Source organism: Kribbella sp. NBC_00382 (genome assembly GCF_036067295.1).
GTDB lineage: Bacteria > Actinomycetota > Actinomycetes > Propionibacteriales > Kribbellaceae > Kribbella.
In genome coordinates this window covers 5,900,365-5,924,541 of the sequence record NZ_CP107954.1, presented here as the reverse complement: position 1 = coordinate 5,924,541, position 24,177 = coordinate 5,900,365, and the positions used below count along the sequence as shown (strand labels likewise).

The 24,177-nt window shown below is 67.3% G+C and carries 17 protein-coding genes; 5 read left to right on the top strand and 12 right to left on the bottom strand.

Going from position 1 to position 24,177, the window contains the following annotated elements; genetic code table 11:
* Nucleotides 1-310: 310 nt before the first annotated feature.
* Both OHA70_RS28255 and OHA70_RS28250 read right to left on the bottom strand, forming a co-directional pair.
* Nucleotides 311-1,831, bottom strand: coding sequence for an HNH endonuclease signature motif containing protein (locus OHA70_RS28255; protein WP_328322699.1), 1,521 nt, complete (start codon nucleotides 1,829-1,831; stop codon nucleotides 311-313).
* Between the two features lie 145 nt (nucleotides 1,832-1,976).
* Nucleotides 1,977-2,987, bottom strand: coding sequence for a GlxA family transcriptional regulator (locus tag OHA70_RS28250; RefSeq protein WP_328322698.1), 1,011 nt, complete (start codon nucleotides 2,985-2,987; stop codon nucleotides 1,977-1,979).
* Nucleotides 2,988-3,039: 52 nt separating this feature from the next.
* On the opposite strand from OHA70_RS28250, the gene OHA70_RS28245 reads away from it, so the two are divergent.
* Entirely contained in the window at nucleotides 3,040-3,426 is a 387-nt protein-coding gene (locus tag OHA70_RS28245) for a cupin domain-containing protein (RefSeq protein ID WP_328322697.1), read from the top strand.
* On the opposite strand, the gene OHA70_RS28240 is transcribed toward OHA70_RS28245, so the two are convergent.
* Nucleotides 3,423-4,118, bottom strand: coding sequence for a DsbA family oxidoreductase (locus OHA70_RS28240; RefSeq protein WP_328322696.1), 696 nt, complete (start codon nucleotides 4,116-4,118; stop codon nucleotides 3,423-3,425). The genes OHA70_RS28245 and OHA70_RS28240 overlap by 4 nt on opposite strands.
* 88 nt (nucleotides 4,119-4,206) lie before the next feature.
* On the opposite strand from OHA70_RS28240, the gene OHA70_RS28235 reads away from it, so the two are divergent.
* The gene (locus tag OHA70_RS28235) at nucleotides 4,207-4,989 is read left to right on the top strand and encodes an alpha/beta fold hydrolase (RefSeq protein ID WP_328322695.1); all 783 of its coding nucleotides are present in this window, start codon (nucleotides 4,207-4,209) and stop codon (nucleotides 4,987-4,989) included.
* A gap of 38 nt (nucleotides 4,990-5,027) precedes the next feature.
* Here the strand turns inward: OHA70_RS28235 and OHA70_RS28230 are convergent, their stop codons facing one another.
* The 4 genes from OHA70_RS28230 to OHA70_RS28215 are packed head-to-tail and all read right to left on the bottom strand — an operon-like array spanning nucleotide 5,028 to nucleotide 9,635.
* The gene (locus OHA70_RS28230) at nucleotides 5,028-5,465 is read right to left on the bottom strand and encodes a VOC family protein (RefSeq protein WP_328322694.1); all 438 of its coding nucleotides are present in this window, start codon (nucleotides 5,463-5,465) and stop codon (nucleotides 5,028-5,030) included.
* Nucleotides 5,462-6,001 carry a DinB family protein gene (locus OHA70_RS28225; RefSeq protein ID WP_328322693.1) on the bottom strand — a complete coding sequence of 180 codons (540 nt, stop codon included), beginning with the start codon at nucleotides 5,999-6,001 and terminating at the stop codon, nucleotides 5,462-5,464. Before OHA70_RS28225 ends, OHA70_RS28230 begins: the two co-directional genes overlap by 4 nt.
* Nucleotides 6,002-6,058: 57 nt before the next feature.
* The gene (locus OHA70_RS28220) at nucleotides 6,059-7,831 is read right to left on the bottom strand and encodes an ABC transporter ATP-binding protein (RefSeq protein WP_328322692.1); all 1,773 of its coding nucleotides are present in this window, start codon (nucleotides 7,829-7,831) and stop codon (nucleotides 6,059-6,061) included.
* A gap of 4 nt (nucleotides 7,832-7,835) precedes the next feature.
* Nucleotides 7,836-9,635 carry an ABC transporter ATP-binding protein gene (locus OHA70_RS28215; RefSeq protein ID WP_328322691.1) on the bottom strand — a complete coding sequence of 600 codons (1,800 nt, stop codon included), beginning with the start codon at nucleotides 9,633-9,635 and terminating at the stop codon, nucleotides 7,836-7,838.
* Between the two features lie 224 nt (nucleotides 9,636-9,859).
* Here OHA70_RS28215 and OHA70_RS28210 point away from each other — a divergent pair, with 224 nt between their 5' ends.
* On the top strand, nucleotides 9,860-11,581 hold the full coding sequence (locus OHA70_RS28210) for an alpha/beta hydrolase (protein WP_328322690.1): 1,722 nt from the start codon (nucleotides 9,860-9,862) through the stop codon (nucleotides 11,579-11,581).
* Between the two features lie 394 nt (nucleotides 11,582-11,975).
* Here the strand turns inward: OHA70_RS28210 and OHA70_RS28205 are convergent, their stop codons facing one another.
* The 5 genes from OHA70_RS28205 to OHA70_RS28185 all read right to left on the bottom strand — a co-directional run bounded on the left by OHA70_RS28205 (nucleotide 11,976) and on the right by OHA70_RS28185 (nucleotide 19,199).
* On the bottom strand, nucleotides 11,976-13,325 hold the full coding sequence (locus OHA70_RS28205) for a hypothetical protein (RefSeq protein WP_328322689.1): 1,350 nt from the start codon (nucleotides 13,323-13,325) through the stop codon (nucleotides 11,976-11,978).
* Nucleotides 13,326-13,486: 161 nt separating this feature from the next.
* A complete protein-coding gene (locus OHA70_RS28200; protein ID WP_328322688.1) occupies nucleotides 13,487-16,033 on the bottom strand; it encodes an ATP-binding protein in 2,547 nt (848 codons plus the stop codon).
* Between the two features lie 83 nt (nucleotides 16,034-16,116).
* Entirely contained in the window at nucleotides 16,117-16,557 is a 441-nt protein-coding gene (locus tag OHA70_RS28195) for a hypothetical protein (RefSeq protein ID WP_328322687.1), read from the bottom strand.
* A gap of 2 nt (nucleotides 16,558-16,559) precedes the next feature.
* Nucleotides 16,560-17,306: a 4-hydroxy-tetrahydrodipicolinate reductase gene (gene dapB, locus OHA70_RS28190; RefSeq protein ID WP_328322686.1), complete on the bottom strand. Its 747-nt coding sequence runs from the start codon at nucleotides 17,304-17,306 to the stop codon at nucleotides 16,560-16,562.
* 57 nt (nucleotides 17,307-17,363) lie between these two features.
* A complete protein-coding gene (locus OHA70_RS28185) occupies nucleotides 17,364-19,199 on the bottom strand; it encodes a hypothetical protein (RefSeq protein ID WP_328322685.1) in 1,836 nt (611 codons plus the stop codon).
* Between the two features lie 122 nt (nucleotides 19,200-19,321).
* On the opposite strand from OHA70_RS28185, the gene OHA70_RS28180 reads away from it, so the two are divergent.
* Together OHA70_RS28180 and OHA70_RS28175 are read left to right on the top strand one after the other, a co-directional pair.
* Nucleotides 19,322-21,922, top strand: a complete 2,601-nt coding sequence (locus OHA70_RS28180; RefSeq protein WP_328322684.1) for a glycosyltransferase family 4 protein — start codon at nucleotides 19,322-19,324, stop codon at nucleotides 21,920-21,922.
* A gap of 313 nt (nucleotides 21,923-22,235) precedes the next feature.
* A complete protein-coding gene (locus OHA70_RS28175; RefSeq protein WP_328322683.1) occupies nucleotides 22,236-24,161 on the top strand; it encodes a glycoside hydrolase family 76 protein in 1,926 nt (641 codons plus the stop codon).
* The last annotated feature ends 16 nt before the right edge of the window (nucleotides 24,162-24,177 follow it).

Genomic DNA, 24,177 nt, shown 5'->3' with positions numbered 1-24,177 from the left:
GTCAGCCGACTCGAATCAAGACATCGGTGGGCAGTGGAAGCGTTGGCCGATGCCCCTCCCAGATCAGGCTCGCATCTTTGATCTGCTCAGCCGTCGGCACCTCGCCAAGCCTGTACTACCTGAGGCGCTCCAGGACCAGCGTCCCAACCTGCGTGGGACCAGGTGGCCAACCTGCATGGGACGAGGTGGCTTGCTTGTCGCCTGGCGTGCTCGGAGGCGGCGAGGGCCTGGGCGATTGTGGGCGTGGGTGGTTGGCGTCGGGCCGGAGGCGGGCGGCGCTGGGGATGGTGGGGCCGTGGCGTGGTGGGTGTTACGGGCCGGTGGAGGGGGTGCCGGTTTCGCCCCAGGGGTTGAGGTCGGCGACGGCTTCGGGGGTTAGCCAGGACAGGCCTCTGGCGGCGGGGTTGGCTGGGGTGGGGGCGGTAGTGCTGTGTCGCCGGTTGGGGTGGGGGTTGTGGGGATCGGTGTTGATGGACCAGGCGGCGGTTGTGGGCGCGAGCCAACTGGCGGCTGTGCCGTCCAGGGTCAAGGTGCCCGCGGCTCGGCGGGCATCCGAGGCAGGCGTGGTGCCCCAGGGCGAAGTCGGCCGCGCGCCCCTGGCGTCTGGGTTTGGCGGGGCATCCCAAGGTGATGTGGTGATGAGGGACAGGGGGATTCGGGATGGGGTGGGGATGGTCCAGTCGGGGCGGGTGATCTGGACGGTGCCGTTGGTGATGGTGACTGACCAGTGGCCGGCGTGGACGGCGCGGTGGTGGGCGGCGCAGAGCAGTACGAGATTTGAGATCGAGGTCGGGCCGCCGTCGATCCAATGGATGATGTGATGGGCGTGGCAGTGTGAGGGTGGGGCTTTGCAGATGACACAGCCTTTGTCGCGGCGGTTGAGGGCGCGGCGGATGTAGCGGGTGACGAACCGGTACTCCATCCCGACGTCCAGTGGCTGGGAATCAGTACCGAGGACGATCGGTAACACCGCTGCGTCGCAGGCGAGGAGGCGGACGGCGGAGGCGGAGAGGTTGTCACCGAAGACGAGTTCGCCCACGGCGGCCGCGGTGAGGGCCTTGAGGTCGTTGAAGTCGATGGTGACGGTCAGATGCGGAACTCCAGGCACGCCGGTCACCGGGTCAGCGCCGGTGGCGATGTCGAGGATCGTGGTCAACGCGTCAGCCTGGCGCTTCTCGTGCGAGCGCGGGTCGAGTTCACCATCAACAGTCCGGTGCGGCTTCGCGAGGTCGTGGATCGCGGTCTTGAACTGTTCAGCATTCGCACCCGCCAGGAACCCACCGAACTTCACGCCATGATCGGCACGGCGGATCCACAGCTTCTCGCTCTGGTACGCCTCCTCCTCGGCGGGCTCGGGCCCGTCGGTGTCCAACCGATCGAGGACCTGGCGGCCGAAGTCCCGCAGGTCACCCGGGGTCAGGTGGCGCGCGACCTCGATCATCTGGTCTTCAGCGACCTCGAGATCCTCGACCGGTACGGTCGCAGGCGCCTTCTCCAAGGTGAAGACGATGACCTTCGCCTGTTCAACGGTCAAACCCAATGGGTCTTCGTCCGAGGCGAGAGCGGCGGCCACCATGCCGTACTTGCTGAGGTACTTGAGGAACTTGAGATCGCTACGGATCTCGGAGGCATCGCGGCGGTGGCGTAGCTCGAGGAGTTCGACGGTGTTGTTGGCGCCGAGCTCGGGGGCGAGACCCCGGGACTCGACATCTCTGACCAGGTCCAGGTAGACCGTGTTCAGCTGCCTGCGGGCAGCCACAACCGTGTCCAGAGTGACCATGAGTTCGTCGTCACTCTGGAGACAGGTGGGTCGCAGCTGCGAGATCTCCATACCGACAACTCTAGACAGCCCCACCGACAGTTTTCGAACCCGGAAGGCCCTTGTTTATAAGGGATCCACGATTGGCCGGAAGCGGTCAGGTTATGCACAGGACGTGCGCGCCTGTGGACGAGCGCGAGGTAGAGGCGGCTGCCGATCACCCGGTTGCGTTGAGGGCGAAGCGGCGGCGGTAGTTGCTGGGGGTTAGGCCGGTGCGGCGTCTTAGTTGGATGCGTAGGTTGGTTGCGGTGCCTAGGCCGGATTGGCGGGCTACTGCGTCTAGGCGGATCTCGCCGGCTTCTAGTAGGCGGCAGGCTAGGGCTACTCGTTCGGCGGTGAGCCAGGCGAGAGGGGTTGTGCCGAGTTCTGCTTGGAAGTGGCGGTGGAGGGTGGCCTGGCTCATCGCGGCGTGGGCTGCGATGTCGGCGATTGTCAATGGGCTGGCCAGTTCTTCGCGGACCCAGGTGAGGAGCGGAGCCAATGAGGTGTCGGCTACCGGTGGTACCGGCTGGTCTATGAACTGGCGTTGGCCGCCGTCGCGGTGGGCGGTGTAGACGAGACGGCGGCTGACGGCGTTGGCTACCTCGGCGCCGTGGTCGCGGCGGATCAGGTGGAGGCCGAGGTCGAGTGCGGCAGCACTTCCGGCGGCCGTCAGGACGTTGCCTTCGTCAACGAACAGTACGTCGGGTTCGAGCTTCACCTCGGGGTACATGGCGGCGAAGAGTTCGACCCAGCGCCAGTGCGTGGTGGCACGGCGGCCGTCCAGTACGCCGGCTGCCGCGAGGGTGAAGGCGCCGGTGCAGAAGCTCACCATCCTGGCGCCGCGCGCGGCAGCCCGGCGTACGGTGTCGAGGACTGCGGGCGATGGCGGTACTTCGGGATCCGGGCGATTCGGGACGATGACGGTGTCCGCGTTGTCGACCTGGTCGAGTCCGGCGACGCCGGTCAGCGTGAAGAAGCCGCTGTGCATGCGGACGGCCGGCTCCGGCGTACAGAGGACCAGGTCATACCACTCGCGATCCAGTTCCGGCCGGCGCAGGCCGAACAACTCGGTCGCGACGCCGAGCTCGAACGGGTTGGAACTCTCGTCCACGATCACCGCAACCCGATGCGGCCGCCCCGACTCTTGCGGTTGCCGCTGCGGCCGTTGCGAGGATTGTTTCGACATGCGCTATTCCTAGCACTCACGCGTCCGGAACGCACCCGGTGAGACTGGTGAGGTGACCAACGAACCGATCGACCTGCGCGCCGTCCTGTCCACCTTCGACGACCTGTGGAGCCCGCGGATCGCCGCGCGGATCAACGACTACGACGTCCGGGTGACACATGTGAAGGGCTCCTACATCTGGCACGTCCACGACACCACCGACGAACTCTTCCTGGTCCTCGAAGGCGAACTGACCATCGGCGTCCGCGACCCTGACGAGCGCGTCGTCACGCTCCCGGCCGGCTCCCTCTTCGTCGTCCCGAAGGGCATCTACCACTGCCCCTCCTCCCCCGCCGGCGCCCAGATCCTCGTCATCGACCCCGCCAACACCCCCACCACCGGCGACACCCACGACCCGCTTCCCGAGCACATCCAGACGCACACCGGCATCGAGGTCTAAACAGCCTGAAGAGCTCCAGCAGCCCGCAGTAGGAGCGACTCGTAGATGGTGGGGTCGTCGGCTGTGGCGATCGGGAAGCCGGTGCCGTAGGCGTCGGTGTAGTGGACCTCTACACCGGGGTTGGCGGCATTGGTGCCATCGGCAAGGAACAGGTGCGGGCTGCACTGAACCGCGTCCGTCTGGGAGACGGCGAAGTCGGCCATCACGAGTCTGCGGGCACGGCCGTCGTCCAGGGCGGCTGCGAGTTGGTCGACGTCGACTGCACCGGTATCTGCGGCGACGTCGAGTAGTACCGAGCGCAGGCTGATGCAGCGGCTGTCGACCCAGAACGCCTTGCGCAGCGCGAGATCCAGCGCCTCGCTCGCGGCAAGACTCTGCTCCTTGACTGCTTGCACGGCCTCCAGCGCGGGCAGCGTGGTCGTTGGATAAGTCCAGTCGGGCGCCTGCCATAGCTTCCAACCGGCCTCAGGATCGAGGCGGCCAATCGCCGATACCTCGGAATCCGTACCCGGCCGCGGACTGCTGTGCCCGTTCAGCAACTCCAGCGGAAATGCATGGTGATCGAACGCCACCCGCTCCTCCAACCCCAGCCGGGCCCGCGTCTTGTGCAGGCGATGCACAGCCAGATGGGCGAACGAGCACCAGATGTCCGAGTACACGACGATGGTCCCCGGCGCGACAGCAACAGTCATCAGTTTCCCCTTCAAAACAATGGAAAACCCACGGTACCACACAACCGGACCGTGGTCCGATTGACTCCGAGGGTGGTTGAACGACCGAGTGACTCCCACCCATGAGGTCGTGACCGCAGACGGCCGCACCATCAGGTACTGCCTGTACGGCGATGAGGCAGGTGTGCCCGTCATCGCACATCACGGGACGCCGGGCACCCGGTGGGAGCGACCGGATGTCATCACCGCGATCGAGGAGACCGGCCTGCGAGTACTGCTCCACGGCCGCCCGGGCTACGGCTCCGATCGCCAACCCGGCCGAACCGTCGCCGACGCGGCGGCTGACGTCGCACTGCTGGCCGATGCGCACGGATGGGACCACTTCGCGGTCACCGGGTTCTCCGGCGGCGGACCGCACGCGCTCGCGGCCGCAGCTTTACTCCCGGACAGGGTGATCCACTGCAGCACCGTCTCGGCGATCGCGGCCCCAGGCACTACGGCCTTCGCATCGCTCGACTGGCCGGCCGACGCCCGCCGCGGAGAAGCGTTCCTCCGCGAGCAACTCGGCCGCCGAGGCCCCGAGATCCTGCGCGAGTTCGGCACCGACGTACCGGACGGCGGCCGGTACGACCGGATGCGGGCGGCCTGTGTCGACGGGCTGGACGGCTGGATCGACGACTATCTGGCGTTGAGCAAGCCTTGGGGGTTCGAGCTGCGGGACATCGTCGTACCGGTCGATGTGCGGTTTGGATCGAAGGACGACAACTCCAGCCCTGCTCATGCCGAATGGCTACTCAGCAACATTCCCAACGCCAGCCAACACCGGTACGAAGGCGGACACGACCCCGACGACACCACCCAGCGGGAGATCTTCGCAGCCTTGCGCGGTTAGCGCAGGTGGTGCTGGCCAGCCAGTGCAGAGTGGGTCCATCAGGCCACGCAGAACTCGTTGCCTTCGGGGTCTTGCATGATCAGGTGAAAGCTGTCGGGTTCGTCGATCGTCTGGAGGAGGGTGGCGCCGAGGGCAGTCAGCCGCTCGCCTTCCGCTTTGATCTTCAAAAGCCGATCTGCGCCAGTGAGGCCGGGCGCGACCTTGATGTCCAGGTGTAGGCGGTTCTTGCCGGACTTCGACTCTGGGACCTTGAGGAAGAAGATGTCGGGGCGGTTGCGGGTCTTGTCGACCAGGGTGCGGGTGGTGGGGCGTTGGTCTACGGGGATTCCTTGGGCGTCGGCCCAGTCGTCCCAGGTGGTGAAGCCGTCGGGGACGGGCATTGGGAAGTCGTAGCCGCCTAGGGCCTCCATCCAGAAGCGGGCGACCAGGTCCGGGTTGGCGCAGTCGAAGACGATGTGCAGGTCGAAGGCGGTCATGCGGTTGCTGTTCCGTAGCCAGCGCGGTAGAGGTCGCGGAGTAGGCAGATTTCGGCGCCGTGGTGCATGGTCTCGCGGTTGAGGTGGACGATCAGGGCGAGCATCGAGTCGTCGGCGTAGGGGCCGCCCTTGGGGCCTAGGGGCGCGGCCAGTGCCGCGTCATCCAGGGAGCGAATGGCGTCGTGCCATTTGGCGTACCAGTGGTCTATGAAGGCCAGACCGGCGTCGGCCGTTACCGGCAGGTCGGTTGGGCGGTGACGTGGGTCCCACATCGGGGCGTCGATCGTGTCGTCGAAGAAGGTGTTGTAGCGAGCGGCGAAGCAGCCGACCGCGACATGCACCAGCCGCCAGGCGATCGTCGTCACCGGCGGCGGCGACGGCTCGGGATCCTCGGCGTCAAGCACCACCTGGCCAGAGGCGTCCGCACGCACTGTCCAGCTCGGTTGCGCCGGCGCCCACTGGTACTCCTCGTCCGTCAGCCCCTCCAGCCGCGGCCGCAGGTGAAAGTCCCAGTAGAACTCCAGCTGCCCGATCACCAAATCTCCGCAGTCGCCCATGCGACAAGACCCTAGAACCAACGACCGACAAAAACGTCAGCGATACGCCCGAGCCTGTACTTCGAACAGCTCCGCGTACCGCCCCCGCGCCGCAACCAGTTCCCGGTGACTCCCGACCTCGACCACCCGCCCCTGATCCATCACCACGATCAGATCCGCCATCCGCACGGTCGAGAACCGATGCGAGACCAGCACCGTGATCCCACCCGTCTCCGCAGCCGCCACCCGCGACGCCTCCGCGAATCGTTCGTACAAAGCGTGTTCCGCCTCGGGATCGAGTGCAGCCGTCGGCTCGTCGAGCAGCAGCACCAGCGGGCGCTCGCGCAGAAACGCCCGAGCCAGCGCGAGCCGCTGCCACTGCCCACCCGACAGCTCCGAGCTCTCCGAGAACCGCGTCCCCAACTGCGTTTCCAGCCCGCGAGGCAACGACTCAACCAGCTCCCAAGCCTCCCCACGCGCCAACGCAGCCCGCAAAGCCGACTCATCATCAAGACGCGAAAGATCGCCGACCCCCACCACGAGACGCGCGGCGAACTCGTACTTGACGAAGTCCTGATACCCCGCCGACAACCGCTCCCGCCAGGCCACCGGATCGATCGTCGACAACGGCACCCCGTCCACCAGAATCGAGCCAGAGGAAGGGTCGTACATCCGCGACAGCAACTTCACCAACGTCGACTTCCCAGCCCCGTTCTCCCCCACCAGCGCCACACTCGTCCCCGCCGGGATCACCAGATTGACCGAGTCCAGCACCACAGCATCCGTACCCGGGTAAGCGAAGGACAAGTCGCGCAACTCAATGCCATGAACCAACCGCCCAGGCGCCAACCCCACGCTCGACTTCCAGTCATGCGCCGACGCATAGTCCCGCAGCCAGCGATACCGCCCAAAGCTCCGCAGCGCGCCCCCGATCCGGCTGACCCCGTCACCGGCCTCCGACGCAGCCCCATCAACCTGTGGAGCAAGCAGCACCACCAAGGCCAGGTCCCCAACAGACGCAGCCCCTCGCCCCGCCAACACGATCAGGTACACCACGGCACCGAGGTACGCGAGCCGGAAGACCGTCTTGGCCAGCGTGACGACCACCAGCCCGCGAACCATCGCCCGCCGCTCATCGGCGTACATGGTCCCCGACAGCGACCGGATCCGGGACAGCAGCGTCGGGCCGAGGCCGAAGACGCGCAGCTCGGTCGCCTGCCGCGGATCACGAGCGAGCTCGGCCAAGGAACGCACCAGCCGCCCGTACGGCTGCATCCGTTCCATCGCCTCCTGCATCCACTTCGAGTCGAGGTTCGCGGCCCACACCTGCCCAAAGGCCAGTACCAGAAGGACACCGAAGATCGGATGTACGCCGCTGAGCATCGCCACCACGAGCGCGATGGTGACGCCCGTCGAGATCAACTGGAACAGCACCACGGCGGCCCACCCCAACTCGCGAGCGCCGTCGCGGAGTTGAGCCAGCCGATCCGCCACGTCCGGCCGCTCATGCTGCTCGATGCCGGGGATGTGCGTGGTCAGCCGCAGGATGTCGGACAGCACCCATCGCTCGACCCGATCCGCACCGGCACTCTCCAGATACCCATCGACCGACGTCGCCGCGAAGGCCACCGCGAAGGTCGCAAGAATGACCAGCACACCCAACCGAATCGGCCCATCACCAGCCCCACCCACACCGTCGAGGATCAGCTTCACCCCGTACGTCCGCACCGGCGCGATCGCCGCCTGCAGGCAGAGGATGACCACCAGCGCCGTCGAGTGGAACGGCGCCGCCCGCAACCCCGTCATCAACCACAGCCACAAGGTCCGCATTTGCTCACGCATCCTCGGAGCCCCCCAGATAGCGCTCAGCTTGCAACCGGAACATCACCGAATAACGCCCGCCCAGGCTCAGCAGCTCAGCGTGAGTCCCCGACTCAACGATCCGGCCGCCGTCGAGCACGCAGATCCGATGCGCGTCCCGGACCACCGAGAACCGGTGCGAGATGATCAGCGACGTCAACCCGCGGGTGAGATCCAGGTACTCCGCCACCAGCCGCGCCTCCGCCCGAACATCCAACGCGGCAGCAGGTTCATCGAGCACCAGTACCTTCGCCCCGCCCTGTACGGCGAACAGCGCCCGAGCCAGCGCAATCCGCTGCCACTCCCCACCGGATAGGTCCGCCCCGCCCTCCCAGGCCTTGTCGAGCACGGTGTCCCAGCCAAGCTGCAGCCCATCGATCAGGTCGTCCACTCCGGCCCCGGACGCCGCTCGCACCAGACCAACCGAGTCGTCGTACCGCTCGATCCGCCCGAAGCCGATGTTGTCCCGGACGGACAAAGGAAAGTGGACGAAGTCCTGCGCGATGGCGGCGACCTGCCGCTGCCAGACCTCCAGCGCAGCAGGCGAAAGCGTCGCGAGGTCCACACCGTCGACGGTGATCCGCCCGCGCGTCGGCTGGTACGTCCCCGTCAGCAGCTTCACCAACGTCGATTTGCCCGCCCCATTGACCCCGACCAACGCCAGCGCCTCACCACTACGCAGCTCAAGGTCAAGCCCGTCGAACACATCGCGATCACTCCCCGGGTACCTGAACCCAACCTGCTCGAACCGAATCACCTCCCGCGGCGCCTCACTGAGATCGGCTTCCACCAAGCCCGTCTCCGGATGCCGCTCAGCGATCAGCACCGGCACGTGAAGCATCGCCCGGTACGCCGTAACGCCACGCCTCACCTGCAGCGCGGTATACGGCGAGATGCTCACCGCCAGCGTCAACATCGCCGGGAGCACTGTCGCCGTTTGCGCGACACCGAGATCGCCGCGGCCGGCCCGCAGGGCGACGTACAGGATCGCGGCAGCGAAGACGAGCAGATAACCCGCCAGCGGAATCATCCCGCGGATCGCGCCCGACCGCCGAGTGCGCCAGATCTCCTGCATCGCCTCCGTCCACTCGGTCCGATACCGGTCGACCAGCCAGCCGTGCAACCCGAAGACGCGCAACTCCTTCGCACCCTCGTCAGTGCCCAACTCGAACAGATACTGCGCTCGCCGCTGATCCTCCGTCATCCCCTGGTACGCCTCGAGCTCACCGTCGAGCTTCTTCAGGTAGCGCCGCTCCGTCAGCAAGACGGCCCCCGCGAGCACCACCGCGACGACCCAATTGAAGAGCGCCCCGACCAGCACCGTCTGACCGATCAACATCACCCGGGCGGAGAACAACCCGACCACCCGGCCAATCGTTGCCTCGATCGCCCACCCGTGCCCACCACGCGCCCGCTCGACCTCGTCCAGCACGACCGAATCGTCCAGATGAGCGATCCGCCGCGGCGCGAGCAACGGCGACGCGAGCCGCGGCCACAGGTCATATGCGGCGGATTGCGCGAGCATCCATTGCGCTGTCGACAACACCTCGGGCAGCACCCCGCCCAGCACAAAGACGATGCCGAAAGCAACAAACAGTGCCACGAAGGCACCGCCGACCGGTCCGCCGTCCAGTACGCCGGGCAGCGCCCCGACCACCCGCCCGATCAGCAGATTGAGCACCGCCGCCGAGGCCGCCGACGCCAGCGCGAGCAGCAACGTCGCCACGGTCGCACCCGGCACCACCCGGTAGGCGTACCTCAGCAGCATCCGCATCGACCAGATGCTAGTTCCTACAGCCACCTTCTCGCCCTGGTTTTCCACAGCCCCCGCACGGCGCGGAGTGACGACCAAAATCGGAGACCTGTCCAGTCCGGAATGAGCTTGCGCCCTTAGCATCCGAGGCGATCGGCGACGGGCCGGGGGTGGTGCTCGACCCGCAGTGCGTGACATGACAGATTGCGACGGTCCGATCACGCTTGGCTGTCCTTGGAGAATCTATGAAGTTCCGTACCCTGGCCGTCGCCCTGGGTATCAGTACCGCCGCATTGCTCGCGATTCCGGGCTCCGGGGCGACCGCCTCGTTGCAGACCGGCTCGGAGCGGGTGCAGTCGGGCCCCAACAAAGTGGCCAACCGGTACTTGAAGCAGAAGCTCACCTGGACGCAGTGTGGCGACCCGGAGTACCGGACCTACTGCGCCAAGATCGTCGCCCCGCGCGACTGGTCCAACCAGTACTCCGGGAACGACATCGGCCTCGCCGTCAGCAAGGTGGCCCCGGCCGGCAAGAGCAAGGCGAAGCCCAGCCGCGTCATCTTCGGCAATCCCGGTGGACCCGGTGGAGCCGGGCTCGGCATGGCGCCGTACCTGGCCAGTCAGGCCGGCCTCGGCAAGGATCACCTGTTCGTCGGGTTCGACCCGCGCGGCACCGGGGACAGCTCCAACGTCACTTGCGAAGGCGCCCCCGGTTTCACCATGGACGCACGCGACCGCGACAGCGAGAACCTCAACCTGATCTCCGAAGCGGCGATGCTCAACCGCCCGTACTGCGAACGCCAGTCCCGCGGACTGCTGCCCTATGTCAACACCGCGCAGACCGTCCAGGACATCGACCTGATCCGCCAACTGCTCGGCTACGAGAAGATCGACTGGCTCGGGTACTCCGGCGGCACCTGGCTCGGCGCGTACTACCAGACCTACTTCCCGGCCCACGTCGGTCGCTTCGTGCTCGACTCGAACACGGACTTCACCCGGCCGTGGTCGGAGACCTTCGAGGCGCAGCCGCAGGCGTTCGAGCGGCGCTTCCGCGAAGACTTCGCTCCGTGGGCGGCGAAGTACGACGACCGGCTGCACCTGGGCTCATCGCCACGCTTGGTGATCAGGACCTATGAGCGGCTGCGCCGGGAACTCAAAAAGCAGCCGGCCGTCGAGGAGTTCCTGGACGGGTCGATGAAGATCACCTACGACCAGAACGCGCTCGATCAGATCGTCTCCTCGGATATGTATACAAAGATGGATTTCCAGTCGCTCGCGCTGGATCTCGCATTTCTCCGCGGACTCTCGGCCGCACAGACTGCCGATGGGCCGAAGGCGGCACAACGCAAGGTCGACGCATTGCCGCTGGCTCGTCAGCAGGAGCTCGTCCGGCGCGCGACCCGCGGACCGGTCGGCCTGCCGCCGGTCGGCCAGGCGTTCGCCGACGACGCGGAGAGCGCGACGTTCACGGCCGTCACCTGCAACGACACCGCCTGGCCGCAGGGTCGTGAGACCGGCGACGACCTCGCGGCCGACCTCGGCCCGAAGTACCCGCTGATCGGCTGGACGATGAACGAGAACCCCTGCTTCTACTGGGATCGGCCGGCCCTCGAGATGCCGACTCCGACCGGCAAAGGCTTGCCGACGACGTTGATGGTGCAGTCCTCGCACGACCCCGCCACCAACGCCTCGCTGGCCACCGCGGCGCACGAGCGGTACGCCGGGTCGCGGCTGCTCACGATCACCGGCGAAGGCGACCACGGCATCTACGGCGGCGTGAACAAGTGCGCCGACAAGATCATCAACACCTTCCTCACCACCGGGGTGGCGCCGGCCCACGACGTCAGTTGCAAGGGCGAGGGAATTCCGGCCCCGTCGGTACCGCAATCCGACGACGAGGGTGATACCGGCACGCCACTGAACCGGATTGCCGGATTCACCAAAGCCGTCTCGGGATATCTGCACTGAGCGTTATTGCGGTGGCGAATTACTGCCATTCCCACCGCACGGAAAGCGAACATCTCGTCACGATCCGCGAGAATATGACGAGGCGTTCGTTGTCACCCTGCGTTTGTCAGGGTCATGTCAGGGTTCCGTCCCTGTGCCACGCAGCGTGACCACGGCAACCTTGAGTCAGCGCGGGATAACCGGGCATCGGCCGGGAGGGCCCGATGCTAGGTGAGATCGCCGAACGCGGCTTCGGCCGGCTGTGGGGTGGGGGGACTGCCTGGGGGGTCAGACAGAAACGCAGCCGGCCGGGACCTCGTTCATCGATGGAGCATCCCGGCTCCCAGATCCCTCGCGAGGTACCTTCGATCCCCCAGGTCGTGGTGCCTCGCGAGGCTTTTTCTGTGATCGAACCTCACTGATGGCGATCCAGGTACTGCGCCTGGTAGAGCGACGGCGGGAACAGACCCGGACGGTTCGCACCCTCGATGTAGCCGGCCGGCTGGCTGAACGGGCCGTCGCCGGTGACCACTCCCCGGCAGCCGATCGCGTAGTTCTGCGCCGTCGGCGGCTTCTGGACGACGAGCTTGGCGGTGCCCGTGTCGCAGTTCCAGCCCACCGAGTGCGAGGTCGCCCAGCCGTGCCCGGTGCCGTAGTCGCCCCGGTTGTAGATCCCCAGCGTGAGACGGACCCGCGGCGCGAGGTCGCGGTGGTTGTCCCAGAGCAGTCCCTGGCTCCAGCGCCGGTGGCCTTCGCTCGACGCGAGCGCGCCTTCCGAAGTACCGCGCAGAAACACGATGCCCGAGGCGCTGCTGGCGCCGTTCGAGATGAAGGCGTGCCGGGCCTTGGTGGCGTTGCAGTCCACGAACAGCACCTGCTGGGAGTACGCCTCGCAATTGAAGTTGTAGCGGAGACGGCCGGTGACGACCGAGGCCGGATCGAGGGCGCGGCAGTTCCGGACGGTGACCCGGGTGGCCTCGGTGGTCTCGACGCCGGCCTTCGCGAAGTGCAGGAAGGTGCTGTCCCGGACCCAGGCGTCCTCGACCTGGCGAACCTTCACGCCGACCCACGCGTGCGCCTCGTCGACATCCGGGTCGCCCGCGAACTGGATGTCGATCCGCAGGCTCTCGACCCCGACGCCGGTCACCAGGCCGGCGCGGTCCCAGACGTAGAGGTAGGACTGGGCCAGTTCGCGCCGCAGATGCTCGAAGAGCGGCACATCGACCGTCACCGTGTTGCCGCGGATCGACTGGATGTACCGGTTGTAGGTGATCGGCTGGCTGCCGACGGTCCAGCCGTCGTCGGTCGCCGTACCGCCGTGGTCGACCGCGGCGAGCCAGGCCTCGGTGCACGGGTGGATCAGGATGATGTTGTCGCCCTCTTCGAGCGCACTGGCGTCGGCGACCTCGAACGAGCGGGATCCGACCTGCACCCAGTCGCTGGTGATGTCGGTCTTGGTGCCCGGTACCTGGCCGCGCCAGCCTTTACTCGTACTGCCGCCGAGCACGATCACATCCCGCGAGACAGGCGTGTTGCCGGTCGCTTGGATGATGGTGCTGCGCTTGGGGTCGGCGCCGTCGCCGGAACCGCGGAGTACGACGCCGGACCGGTTCACCCGGAGCGTGCCGGCGACCGGGTAGCTGCCGGGGGCAAGCAGTAGCGCGCCGCGGAAGCCGCTGTGGTCGGGGATGCGCTGGCCAACCTCATCGATCGCAGCCTGCAGATGAGCGGTGTTGTCGCCCTCGATCGGCTTGATCGTCGTCACGGTCAAGACATCCGGAATCGGGCTGTCGCCGTACTTGTAGCCGGCGTAGCTGAAGTCGGGGATCCGGTTCCCCTCGGCGTCCGCGGTGTAGACGAGCCGGTTCTTCGCGTCGTACCGGACCCGTTCCGACTGCCAGAGCCCGGTCGCGGCCGGCGACGGGTTCAGAGGCGGTTCGAGCGGTCCGGAGCGCCGGCGCCGCCCGCCCCGGGGTATCCGTCGGCTACTGCGGCGAGCGGGGCTGCGCGGCCGGCAGACCAGGCTGCCCGGAAGGCGCGACGGTCGAGGGTTTGCTCGATGGCGCGGCGGGTGGCGAGCTGGTCCGCTTTCTCGACCTGCGGTACCGGCGCGCCGATCACCTCACGGATCCCGTCAGCCGCGCCGATCAAGAACGCCGCGTACTCCGTCCGCTCCCGCTGCTGAGCAACCGTCGCCAGCTCCTCCAGCACGCTCGCGGTCCGCCACCGGTCACCCAGATCGCGATGCTCGGCCAGGCTCTCGTCGAGCAGGTGCACCGCTCGATCGGTGAACCCGCGCCGCCGCTCGACGATCCCCAACTGGTTGAGCGACCACGCGACCCCTTCGCGATACCCGAGCCGCTGCGACAGCGCCAGACTCTCCAGCAGCAGGTCCTCGGCCTCGGTCAGCTCACCGCTGTACTGCGCAATCGTGCCCAAGCTGATCAGCGACCAGGCCAGCCCCTCACCGTCGCCGAGCACCCGGAAGCTGTCCCGAGCCCGCTTGCATCGCCGCGCCCCGATCTCGAGATCCCCACGCAACCAGGCGACAAACCCAAGATGGTTGTGCGCCCACGACATCCCCGACCGATCGCCAAGACTCTCGAACAGGTCGTAGCTCTGGCAATGCAGGTTCTCCGCCGTCTCGTAGTCGCCACGCTCACGCGCCACTCCCCCGAGCCTCTGCATGACGAGCGCAGTACCGGCTGTGTCCCCGAGCTCCTTGTACTGCGTGAGCGCCGACTCCAGTCGCGTCGTCGCCACGCCGTACTCGCATTGCAGGAAGGCCAGCATCCCCGCTCCCAGCGCCGCCTTCGCCTGGTACTGCGGTTCGACCCCGTCCGAGCCGGTCAGGGCCAGCGCGCGCTCGAGCCACTCGCTGCCCTCGGCGTAGTGGCCTCGCAGGTAGCAGAACAACCACAGTCCACCTGCGAGGCGAACGGGTTCGCCCGCAGTACCGGATCTCAACGACCACGACATCGCGGCGCGGAGGTTGTCGAGCTCACCGTCGAGGCGGTCGAGCCAGTCGGCCTGGTTCGCGCCGCGCAGATGGCCCTCGGCCTCTTCGGCGAGCGAGATGTAGAAGGCCGCGTGGCTCCGCGCGATCTCCTCGGTACGTCCGGCAGCGGCCAGCTGGTCGGCGGCGAACTCGCGGATCACGGCGAGCATGTCGTACCGCGCGATGCCCCGATCGCGGCTCACCCGGATCAACGACTTGTCCACGAGCCGGCTGGTGAGGTCAAGCGCCCGTGCTCGCTCAAGTGGACCGGGCACGACCGTGCCGGAGAGCACAGCGGCCGCTGCGTTCAGAGTCCAGCCGCCGACGAAGACCGACAGCAGAGCGAAGAGTTCGCGCTCCTGCGGGGTCAGCAGGTCATGGCTCCACCCGATCGCGCCGTACAGGGACTGCTGCCGCGGCCCCGCAGTACTGGAGCCGCCGGCCAGGATGCCGAAGGAGGTCTCCAGTTCGGCGGCGAGCTCTTCGACGGTCAGGACGTTCGTGCGGGCGGCGGCCAGCTCGATCGCGAGCGGCATGCCTTCGAGGCGGCGTACGACGCGGGCCACCTGCTCACGCTGCTCAAGCGGCTCATGCCCACGGGCAGTCGCCCGGTCGATGAACAGCTTGACCGCGGGCGAGGTGTCCAGCTGAGCGTTCGTCTCCGGCAGGGCGAGCGGCTGGACGACGTACACGCTCTCGCCGGCGATCCGCATCAGCTCGCGGCTGGAGGCGAGGATGGAGAGGTTCGGGCAGAGCTCGAGCAACGCCGAGCAGATCGTCGCGGTGTCGGCGACGACGTGTTCGCAGTTGTCGAGGACGAGCAGCAGGTTGCGCCGGCCGATCTGCTCGGCGATCTCCTGGATCAGCCGGGCCCCGTCGAGCGGGTGCAGTCCGGTCGACGCGGCCACCGCCGGAGCGACCGCGGCCGGATCCGAGACCGGGGCAAGCGGCACCCAGCAGACGCCGTCCTCAAACTGATGAGCCACCTCGGCGGCAATCGCGAGCGCAAGGCGGGTCTTGCCCACGCCGCCCGGACCGCTCAGCGTCATCAGCCGGGTGACGCGTTCGCCGACGAGCCGGCCGACCTCGGTGAGCTCGTCCGCACGGCCGACCAGTTCGTTCGCCGGAACCGGTGCCGGACGCATCGCCGAGCGGGGCACGACGTTGTCGTCGCGGCGGGCAGCGGCGGTGAGCTGGGCGCGATCGGGCGCACCGAGGTGGAGAGCGTCTCCGAGCAGCCTGAGCGTGTGCGGTCTGGGCGCTCGTCGACGACCTCGCTCGAGCGCCGCGATGGCGTCGACGCTCAGACCGGCGAGCTCCGCCAGTCCCTCCTGTGACAATCCGGCGTCGCGCCGGTGCCGGCGGAGAAGATCACCGAAACCCGTTGCCTGGGCGTCGTCCGAGCCGCGGCGAGACCCGTCTGAAGGCAAAGGACGGCCCACCCAGTCTCCGACCTCGTCCGTGGCGGTCGCCACGCACACCCTGAAGGTATCCCGATCCGCACCGCGTTGTCAGGCTGCGCCGGACGTTCCCAGCCAACTCCCAGGAAACTCCCGGCTTACCGCTCAGTACGGTGCTCGATCGCCGTTCGCATCGAGGCGCGGGCCCGTTTGCGGTCGCCGGCCGCGTCGTAGGCGGTCGACAGCCGGAACCAGACCCGCCAATCGTCCGGCGCCGCTTCGGCCTCTTCCTTGTACTTCGTGAAGGCGGCGTCCGCTGCCGCCCGGTCGATCCGCCCCGACGGCCGCCTCGGCAGGTCGTCGACCGGCAACCCGCCCGACTCGGCCAACTCTCTGGCCAGCGCCTCGGTCCGCCGGCCGAACTGGAGTTCGCGCCAGACGAGGTACAGCCCGACGAGCGGGATCACCAGCACCGCGATGCCGAGCACGATCGCGACCGGGTCGCCGGTGCCGATCAGCAGGACACCACGCCAGCCGAGCAGCCCGGCGTACGCGATGAAGACCACCGCGATCACCACTACTACCCGCTTGGCCGTCATTTTCAGCTGAGGTCCATGAAGTGCTCCAGGCCGACGGTGAGCCCGGGCGTTCCGACGATCTTCCGTACTCCGAGCAGCACGCCGGCCATGAACGATTCGCGATGCATCGAGTCGTGCCGGATCGACAGCGTCTCGCCGACGTCGCCGAGCAGGACCTCCTGGTGCGCGACGAGCCCGCGCAGGCGGACGCTGTGCACGCGGATCTCGTCGACGTCGGCTCCGCGCGCGCCCTCGATCCCGGTGCTGGTGGCGTCCGGGATCGAGGCTGAGCCGGCCGCCTTGCGAGCCTCGGCGATGAGTTGCGCGGTGCGCTGCGCAGTACCGGAGGGTGCATCGACCTTGTCGGGGTGGTGCAATTCGATGATCTCGACCGATTCGTAGTACGGGGCTGCCTTGGCCGCGAACTGCATCATCAGCACCGCGCCGATGGAGAAGTTGGGGGCGATCAGTACGCCGGTACCTGCGTTGGCCTCGAGTTGGGTACGCAGGGTCGTCAGGCGCTCGTCGGTGAAGCCGGTGGTACCGACGACGGCGTGGATGCCGTGCCCGATGCACCAGCCGAGGTTGTCCATCACGACCTCGGGCCGGGTGAAGTCGACGACGACCTCGGCTTTTGCGTTGGTGAGCTCGTCCAGGTCATCACCCTGGTCGAGGGCGGCAACAAGCTCCAGATCGTCGGAGGCTTCAACAGCCTGGCACGTCTGAGCGCCCATCTTGCCCTTGGCGCCCAGCACCGCAACCTTGATCATCCGTACCCTTCCTCGCGTGGGACACCAGGATCTCACTGGGCCTTGGCGGGGTTGCGATCAGGGAGTGTGCCTGGCCAGCTCGGCGGTCGGGACGTAGATCTGCAGGTTCATCGTCGTCGCAGGTGGGGCGATCAACTTGTAGTCGACATCGAAGTCCAGCCCGCAGGTCCGCAACGCGTCGATCTCCAGCTGGCTGACCGGGCGATTGAAGAACAACAACGGCTGGCGATTCCCGGGCCAGGGCTCCTTCGTGGAGCACACCTCGGTGATACCGGCGGCGGTCCGCTCGCGCTCCTTCGGCGCCACCCACGCCTCGCCGAACGGGCGGGCACGCAGCATCAACACGATGCCGGCCATCTTGTCCAGCGCGATGATCGGCCGGCCGGACGGGGTCGTGTACGGCTTCAGCAGCTCGTCGAGAGCCGTGTACTTCGCTGCCGTGTCCGGTGCCAGCTCGAGACCGCCGAGTGGCTTGAGCTTGGTCGCCGTGGTGAGGGCGCTGCGCGGTGGGGATCGGTAGGGGTGGAGAACCTGGCCGCCGTACGCGATCGAGCCGACGGCGACCAGCGCGCAGACGGTGACCAGGGCTGTTGCCGTCCGGGCGACCAGCGGGGCCTTGTCGATGCCGGTCAGGGCGGCGATCATCAGCGCGGCCCAAGCAGCGAAGGCGTTGAAGCCGATCGTGTAGATCGCGGTGTTGGTCCCGAACGCCTGCACGAACGGGAGCACGAGGAGCAGGCCGAGGATCACCCAGGATCGAGGATTCTCCTTGCCTGGTGTCCATTGCCGGGTGATCAAGGCGACGACCGTGGTGATGATGGCAACCAGTACGGCGGCAAGCAGGGTGACCTGGAACTTGCCGTTGTTGGGCGAGCCGCCGTGGAGGCCGCCCTTGTCGAGTGCCTGGTGGATCGACCAGGCGAGGGTGGCGGCCGTGATGAGCCAGGTGGCTGTTCGGAGTACGGGATTGCGGCCTCGGACGGCCACGGCGACCGCTGCGGCAATGAAGAGTGGGAAGTGCTGCTTGACCGTCTCTTCGACGAGGCGCATTCCGGTCGTCCAGTACATCTGCACGAGCGTGGCCGGGGTGTAGGAGTTGCCGGCGATGAACCGGTTGACCGCGAGGATGCCGGGGATGGCGTCTGTCAGCGACACGACCAGCAGCTGCACCAGAACGGCGGTTCCGGTGGCGCCGGCCAGCGCCCAGACGATGCCCCGGGCAACCGCCTGGGACCCCTGCGCGCTGAGCACGACGATCGCGGCGACAACGATCAGGGCGAGCACGACGATCGACGACCACTTGGCCAGCACCATCACGCTGATCACCACGCCGGCCAGGGTGAGTGCCCAGATCGGCGGCTTCTTGTCCTGCTCGATGGCGGTCGCGGACCAGAGCACACAGGACACCGCGGTGAGGGCGCCGAGCAGGATGACGTCGTTGTAGCCCGGACTCAGGGGAAGCCAGCTGTAGGTCATGCCGCCGGCCGCCAGGATCGCGGCGATTCCGGCGTACTCCCAGAGCTTGGTCTTCGGCGCGTCCGGGCGGCGGACCCGCAGCCAGCGCATGAAGCTCCACCCGAAGAACACGTGCCCGAGGACGACCGTCACCAGCCGGAAGATCCGCAGCTTCTCGATGTCCCAGTGCAGCAACTGGAAGATCGGCCCGTAGATGTACTGGATCCCGGTCAGCGCCAGCGGATTGCTGCTCCACCAGCGGTAGGACAGCAGGTAGTAGCCCTCGTCGGTGATGTCGAATCCGTAGCCGACACCTCGCGCGGCGGTGACGATCCAGGTCGAACTCACCGCCACCCCGAGCACCAGCAGGACCACCGGAAGGCCACGACTACGCACCGCGAAGGCCTTCCTGCTGTCGGTGACCGGATCTGGACTCACCGAAGAACATTACACTTGCGCGCTTCCGCGGGATCCGAGGAGCTACGATGCTTCGATCTTGACCGAAGCCAGGTCGCAGATACTCCGGATCAGTACATTCTCCCTGAGGAGACGCGGGCACGATGAGGTCGACACCCACCGAACCACACGTGCTCATGATGGTCGCCAACGACATCAGCAACGACGCGCGGGTGCTCAAGGAAGCGGTGGCGCTGGCTCGTACTGGTCTGCGGGTGACCTTGCTCGGGGTATCGGCCAGCGGTACGGAGTCGCTGGAATCTCTGGACGGCCGGATCGTGATGATGCGGCTGCCGGGTGCCTTCCCGCTGCGCGACGGCCGGAACCGGCGCCGGGCCAGACGGCGGGCGCGGCGGATCCCCTTCGTGGGCTACCGGCACCACACCTTTCCAGTTGCCCGGCAGCTCGCGATCGACGCCCGCTTCGCCGACCTCAAGGCCGCGTCAGGTCGTGCCACTGCTGACCGCAAGGCGGGATCGATCAGTCCGTTGCGCTATCGGTTTGGAGTAGTGGGCCGGGGCCTTCGGAAGCGGACCCTGAACCTGGCCCGCCGGGGAGCCACGGCTCGTGACGCGGCCACCGAGCCTCAGCACGAGCGGTTCCGGTCCGTCTGGCAATGGTGGGACGAGCGGCTCGGCCAGGTCGCGTGGCCGGTCGACTGGCGACGCGTCGTACCGGAAGCCTATGACTACGAGAACATCTTCGCGGACGTGATCGACGAGCTGGCACCGGACGTCCTGCACGCCCACGACATGCACCTGATCGGGGTGGCGGCGCGGGCCGCCGGCCGCGCCGCGTTGCGGGGTCGCAAACTCGAGGTCGTCTACGACGCACACGAGTACGTCAAGGGACTCTCGAGGTACGGCGGCCGGACGCCCCGGTTCATCGCTGCCTGGGCCCAGCACGAGCGGGAGAACATCGGCGCCGCGGACCGGGTGATCACTGTCAGCCCGGCGATCGCTCGCGCCCTGCAAGCCGACCATAGGCTGAAGCGTGAACCGACCGTCATCATGAACACCCCCAGCCAGTTCGACGACTCGGCCGAGATCATCGACCTGCGCGCCCGGACCGGGCTCGCAGCCGAGGTTCCGCTGATCGTCTACAGCGGCGGTATCACCCACGCCCGCGGCGTCGAGACCGCGATCCAGGCGCTCCTGGACCTGCCCGGCGTGCACCTCGCCGTGGTCTGCGTCCCGTCGATCGGGACGAAGCCGGTCCAAGAGCTCCGCGACCTGGCGGAGTCGCTGCAGGTCGAGGATCGGGTGCACTACCTGAACCCGGTCGGCCCCGGAGAAGTAGTCCCGTTCCTGCGTACCGCCGATGTCGGCCTCATCCCGATCTTGCGCTATCCCAGCCACGAGATGGCCCTGCCCAACAAGGTCTTCGAGTACTTGTTCGCTGGCTTGCCGGTGGTGACCAGCAACATGCAGAGCCTGACCGAGTTCATGAACGAGACGGGAGTCGGCGAGGTCTTCGAGGTCGAGAACCCGAAGGATCTCGCGGCCAAGGTCACCCGCGTCCTGGCGAACCCTGCCCCGTACCGGGAGCGGGCAGCCGATCCGCAGTTGCAACGCGAGATGTCCTGGGAGGGCCAGGCCGGCCATCTGCGAGAGCTGTACGGCGACCTCGTCGGCCAGACCCTGCCTGCGACCGCGCCGCCCGCCCCGCCACAGGTCTTCATCGGTCCTCTGAACACGGCCGGCCAGGCCGGGCGCTGGGCGCAGGCGATCGAACGCAACCACCCCGGCGTCTTCGGGATGTCGATGCGGATCGAGGCAGGCAAACACGACCTGCCTGCCGACTGGACGATCAAGCGGGAGCGGTACACCTCCAGTCTCAACTGGAAGGTCGCCACCACCGACTACTTCCTCAACAACGTCTCCCACGTACTGGCCGAAGGCGGCCGTCCGATCCTCGGCGACTCGGAGAGCACCTGGTTCAGCAAGGACCTCCAGCTCTTCGACGCCGCCGGCATCAAACACGGCGTCGTCTTCCACGGGCCTGAGGTGCGGGATCCGGCCCAGCACCGAGACCTCTACCCCCACTCGCCGTTCGCCGACCCCACCAATCGCGGGACGGTCCTGTTGCAGGCGGCGGTCGACCGGCTTCGGGAGCTGCTGGCCGACTACGACGGGCCCCGATTCGTCGCCACACCTGATCTCCTCGACTACGTCGAGGGAGCCATCTGGCTGCCCGCGGCCGTGAACCTCGACAGCGATCCGGTCACCCAGCCGGTACTCGAGCGTGACGTTCCGGTCGTCCTCCATGCGCTGTCCAGGACCGATCAGAAGGGGACGGCGGGGATCGATGCCGTCTTGTCCGAACTGCAGGCTGACGGCCGGATCGAGTACCAGCGGATCGGAGGTGTCTCGCACGATGAGCTCAGCAAGCTCGTCCAGGACGCGGACATCGTGGTGGATCAGCTGCTACTCGGTACCTACGGCGCCTTCGCCGTCGAGGCAATGGCCGCCGGACGGGTCACGGTCGGGCACGTCGCCAAGCATGTCCGTGACCTCCTACCCGCCCAACTGCCCATCGTCGAGGCAACTCCCCAGACCCTCCGCGACGTGATCGAGCAACTCGTGACCGACCGGGCCCCAGCGCGCACAGCCGCGCAAGCGGGCTACGACTACGTCAAAGCCATCCACGACGGCCGCAAATCAGCCGAGGCCCTCTCCACTTTCATCAACCCACCGGCCAGCTGACGTTCCTCCCATCCGGTTACCGCCAGGTGCCGAGGGAGTCGATCACTGCGTCGATGAAGTCTCCGACCTGACGCCCCCCGTTGCCTCAAGCAACCAGCCGGCGGGTCAGGCTGCTTTGCCGGTCAGCTCCTTGGCGACCACGAGACCGTGCGCCCCGGCGGTGGCGTGGGCGCTGGACTCGGATTCCTTGGACAAGCCGACCAGCTCCTCCATGCCCGCGGTCACCGGGGCGAGGGTGGCTCCGTGAACTCACGTCCGTCACGGACCATTGACAGCGTTGTCTTCGGAGGCGACGATACTTCTCGACAGTTCAGTGAAACGTTTCCAACCTCGCCCGCCTGAAGTCATCGAGGAGATCATCGCCGTGTTTCGTGCTGCCCGAACTCTGCAGGTACTGATGGCCGGAGCAGTCCTGGTTGCCGCCGCACTGGCCGCACCGTCTGCCGGTGCGGCTCCAGCGGCTTCAGCCGCCACTGGCCCGACGGCGACCGCTCGGGCCCGCGTCGCGGCTGACGAGGTGATGAGCTCCTACGAACCGAACAAGGCATGGTTCCCGTCGAGTTGGTGGAACTCCGCGGTTGCCTTGCAGACCGTCGGCGATTACATGGAACGCACCGGCGACCGGCGCTACCTTCCCCAGCTGGACAACACCTTCGAGAAGGACAAGGGCGTGTTCCCGGCGGGGTACCTGTCCGGCGATCCGCTGCTCGGCAACTTCACCAGCCGCGCCATCGACGACTCCGAGTGGTGGGGCCTGACCTGGATCCAGGCGTACGACCTGACGAAGAACCGCAAGTACCTCGACATGGCGGTCACGATCGCGGAGTACGTCGAGGGCTACTGGGACCCGAGCACCTGTGGCGGCGGCGTCTGGTGGAACGGGGAACGCACCTACAAGAACGCTGTCACCAACGGGCTGTGGATCCGCCTCACCGCCGAACTCCACAACCGCCTGCCGCGTGACAAGCATTGGCTCGGTCGCGCGAAGGAGGGCTGGAACTGGTTCACCGCCAGCGGCATGATCAACTCCGCCGGCCTGGTCAACGACGGTTTGAAGGACGACTGCCAGAGCAACGGCGACACGGTCTGGAGCTACAACCAGGGCCTGGCCATCGGCGCCGGCCTCGAACTGTGGCGAGCAACCCACGACCCGAAGCTGTTGACCACGGTACGACGGCTGGCCGACGCGGCGATCGCCCCGGGTGGGCTGGTGACCAACGGCGTCCTGACGGAGTACTGCGATGCACCCGGCCGCACATGCGACGACAACGGCAAGCAGTTCAAGGGCATCTTCATGCGCTACTGGATGGACCTCGCCGACACCACGCACGATCGCCGCTACACCGATTTCGTTGCCCAGCAGGCCGCAACGGTCTGGGGCAACGACCGGGACGCGGCCGATAGGTTGGGCGAGCAATGGTCAGGCGCCGAGCCGAACGTCTTCGACTGGCGTACCCAGGCCAGCGCCCTCAGCGCGCTGATCGCTGCCGTACCGTCCACCCCGCCAGTACGGTCGTTGTCGGCCACGACCGATCCGGCCCTTCCGGTGGTGATGCCGTCGACCGGCGCCGCCACCCACGTGAAGCTGACGGTCAACATCCAGGCCACGGGACACGAGCCGCTCCAAGTCGCCGTACGAGCCGCTGCCCCGTCGGGATGGGCCGTCACTCCCCCACGCTCGAACGTCGCACTTCGCCCCCACGGCAACGCCGTACCGGTGCACTCGTCCGTCAAGCTCGACGTGACGATTCCAGCCGGTACGCCGGACGGTCGCTACTCGGTGACCGCGACGGCGACGTCCGGATCGCAGCTGTCGTTCAGCACCCGAGCTGACATCCTGATCGCGAACACCGCCGACTTCGACACCGGTACGGCGGCCGAGACTCCCTGGCTGTGGGACGCGGACGGCTCACAGAGCAACGGCATCCAGAACCGTTTCGCCGACGGCCACTCGTACTTCGTCTACCGCTTCCCGTTCCCGGCAGACACCACCACGGCCTCCGCGACCCTGACGATCGACAACGAGTTCGTCATCCAGGCCAGCGGCGACGGCCAGCACTGGACCACCCTGGCGACCGAAACCCAGCAGTTCCACGACGGCGAGAACAAGGCGGCCAGAACGTTCGACCTAACACCTCACCTCGGCCCGGACAAGGCAACCTACATCCGCATCGCCGACTCCTTCCCCGACGACGGCTGGGGCGGCCGCGTCTACCACGTGACCGCCGTACACGACTGAGCTCTGCGTGTCTCCG

Excerpts from the sequence above, each read along its gene's own strand:
- OHA70_RS28195 (WP_328322687.1), bottom strand. The coding sequence starts at position 16,557 with ATGACGGCCAAGCGGGTAGTAGTGGTGATCGCGGTGGTCTTCATCGCG.
- OHA70_RS28220 (WP_328322692.1), bottom strand. The coding sequence starts at position 7,831 with ATGCGGACCTTGTGGCTGTGGTTGATGACGGGGTTGCGGGCGGCGCCG.
- OHA70_RS28210 (WP_328322690.1), top strand. The coding sequence starts at position 9,860 with ATGAAGTTCCGTACCCTGGCCGTCGCCCTGGGTATCAGTACCGCCGCA.
- OHA70_RS28240 (WP_328322696.1), bottom strand. The coding sequence starts at position 4,118 with ATGACTGTTGCTGTCGCGCCGGGGACCATCGTCGTGTACTCGGACATC.
- OHA70_RS28215 (WP_328322691.1), bottom strand. The coding sequence starts at position 9,635 with ATGCGGATGCTGCTGAGGTACGCCTACCGGGTGGTGCCGGGTGCGACC.
- OHA70_RS28230 (WP_328322694.1), bottom strand. The coding sequence starts at position 5,465 with ATGACCGCCTTCGACCTGCACATCGTCTTCGACTGCGCCAACCCGGAC.
- OHA70_RS28180 (WP_328322684.1), top strand. The coding sequence starts at position 19,322 with ATGAGGTCGACACCCACCGAACCACACGTGCTCATGATGGTCGCCAAC.
- OHA70_RS28255 (WP_328322699.1), bottom strand. The coding sequence starts at position 1,831 with ATGGAGATCTCGCAGCTGCGACCCACCTGTCTCCAGAGTGACGACGAA.
- dapB (WP_328322686.1), bottom strand. The coding sequence starts at position 17,306 with ATGATCAAGGTTGCGGTGCTGGGCGCCAAGGGCAAGATGGGCGCTCAG.
- OHA70_RS28250 (WP_328322698.1), bottom strand. The coding sequence starts at position 2,987 with ATGTCGAAACAATCCTCGCAACGGCCGCAGCGGCAACCGCAAGAGTCG.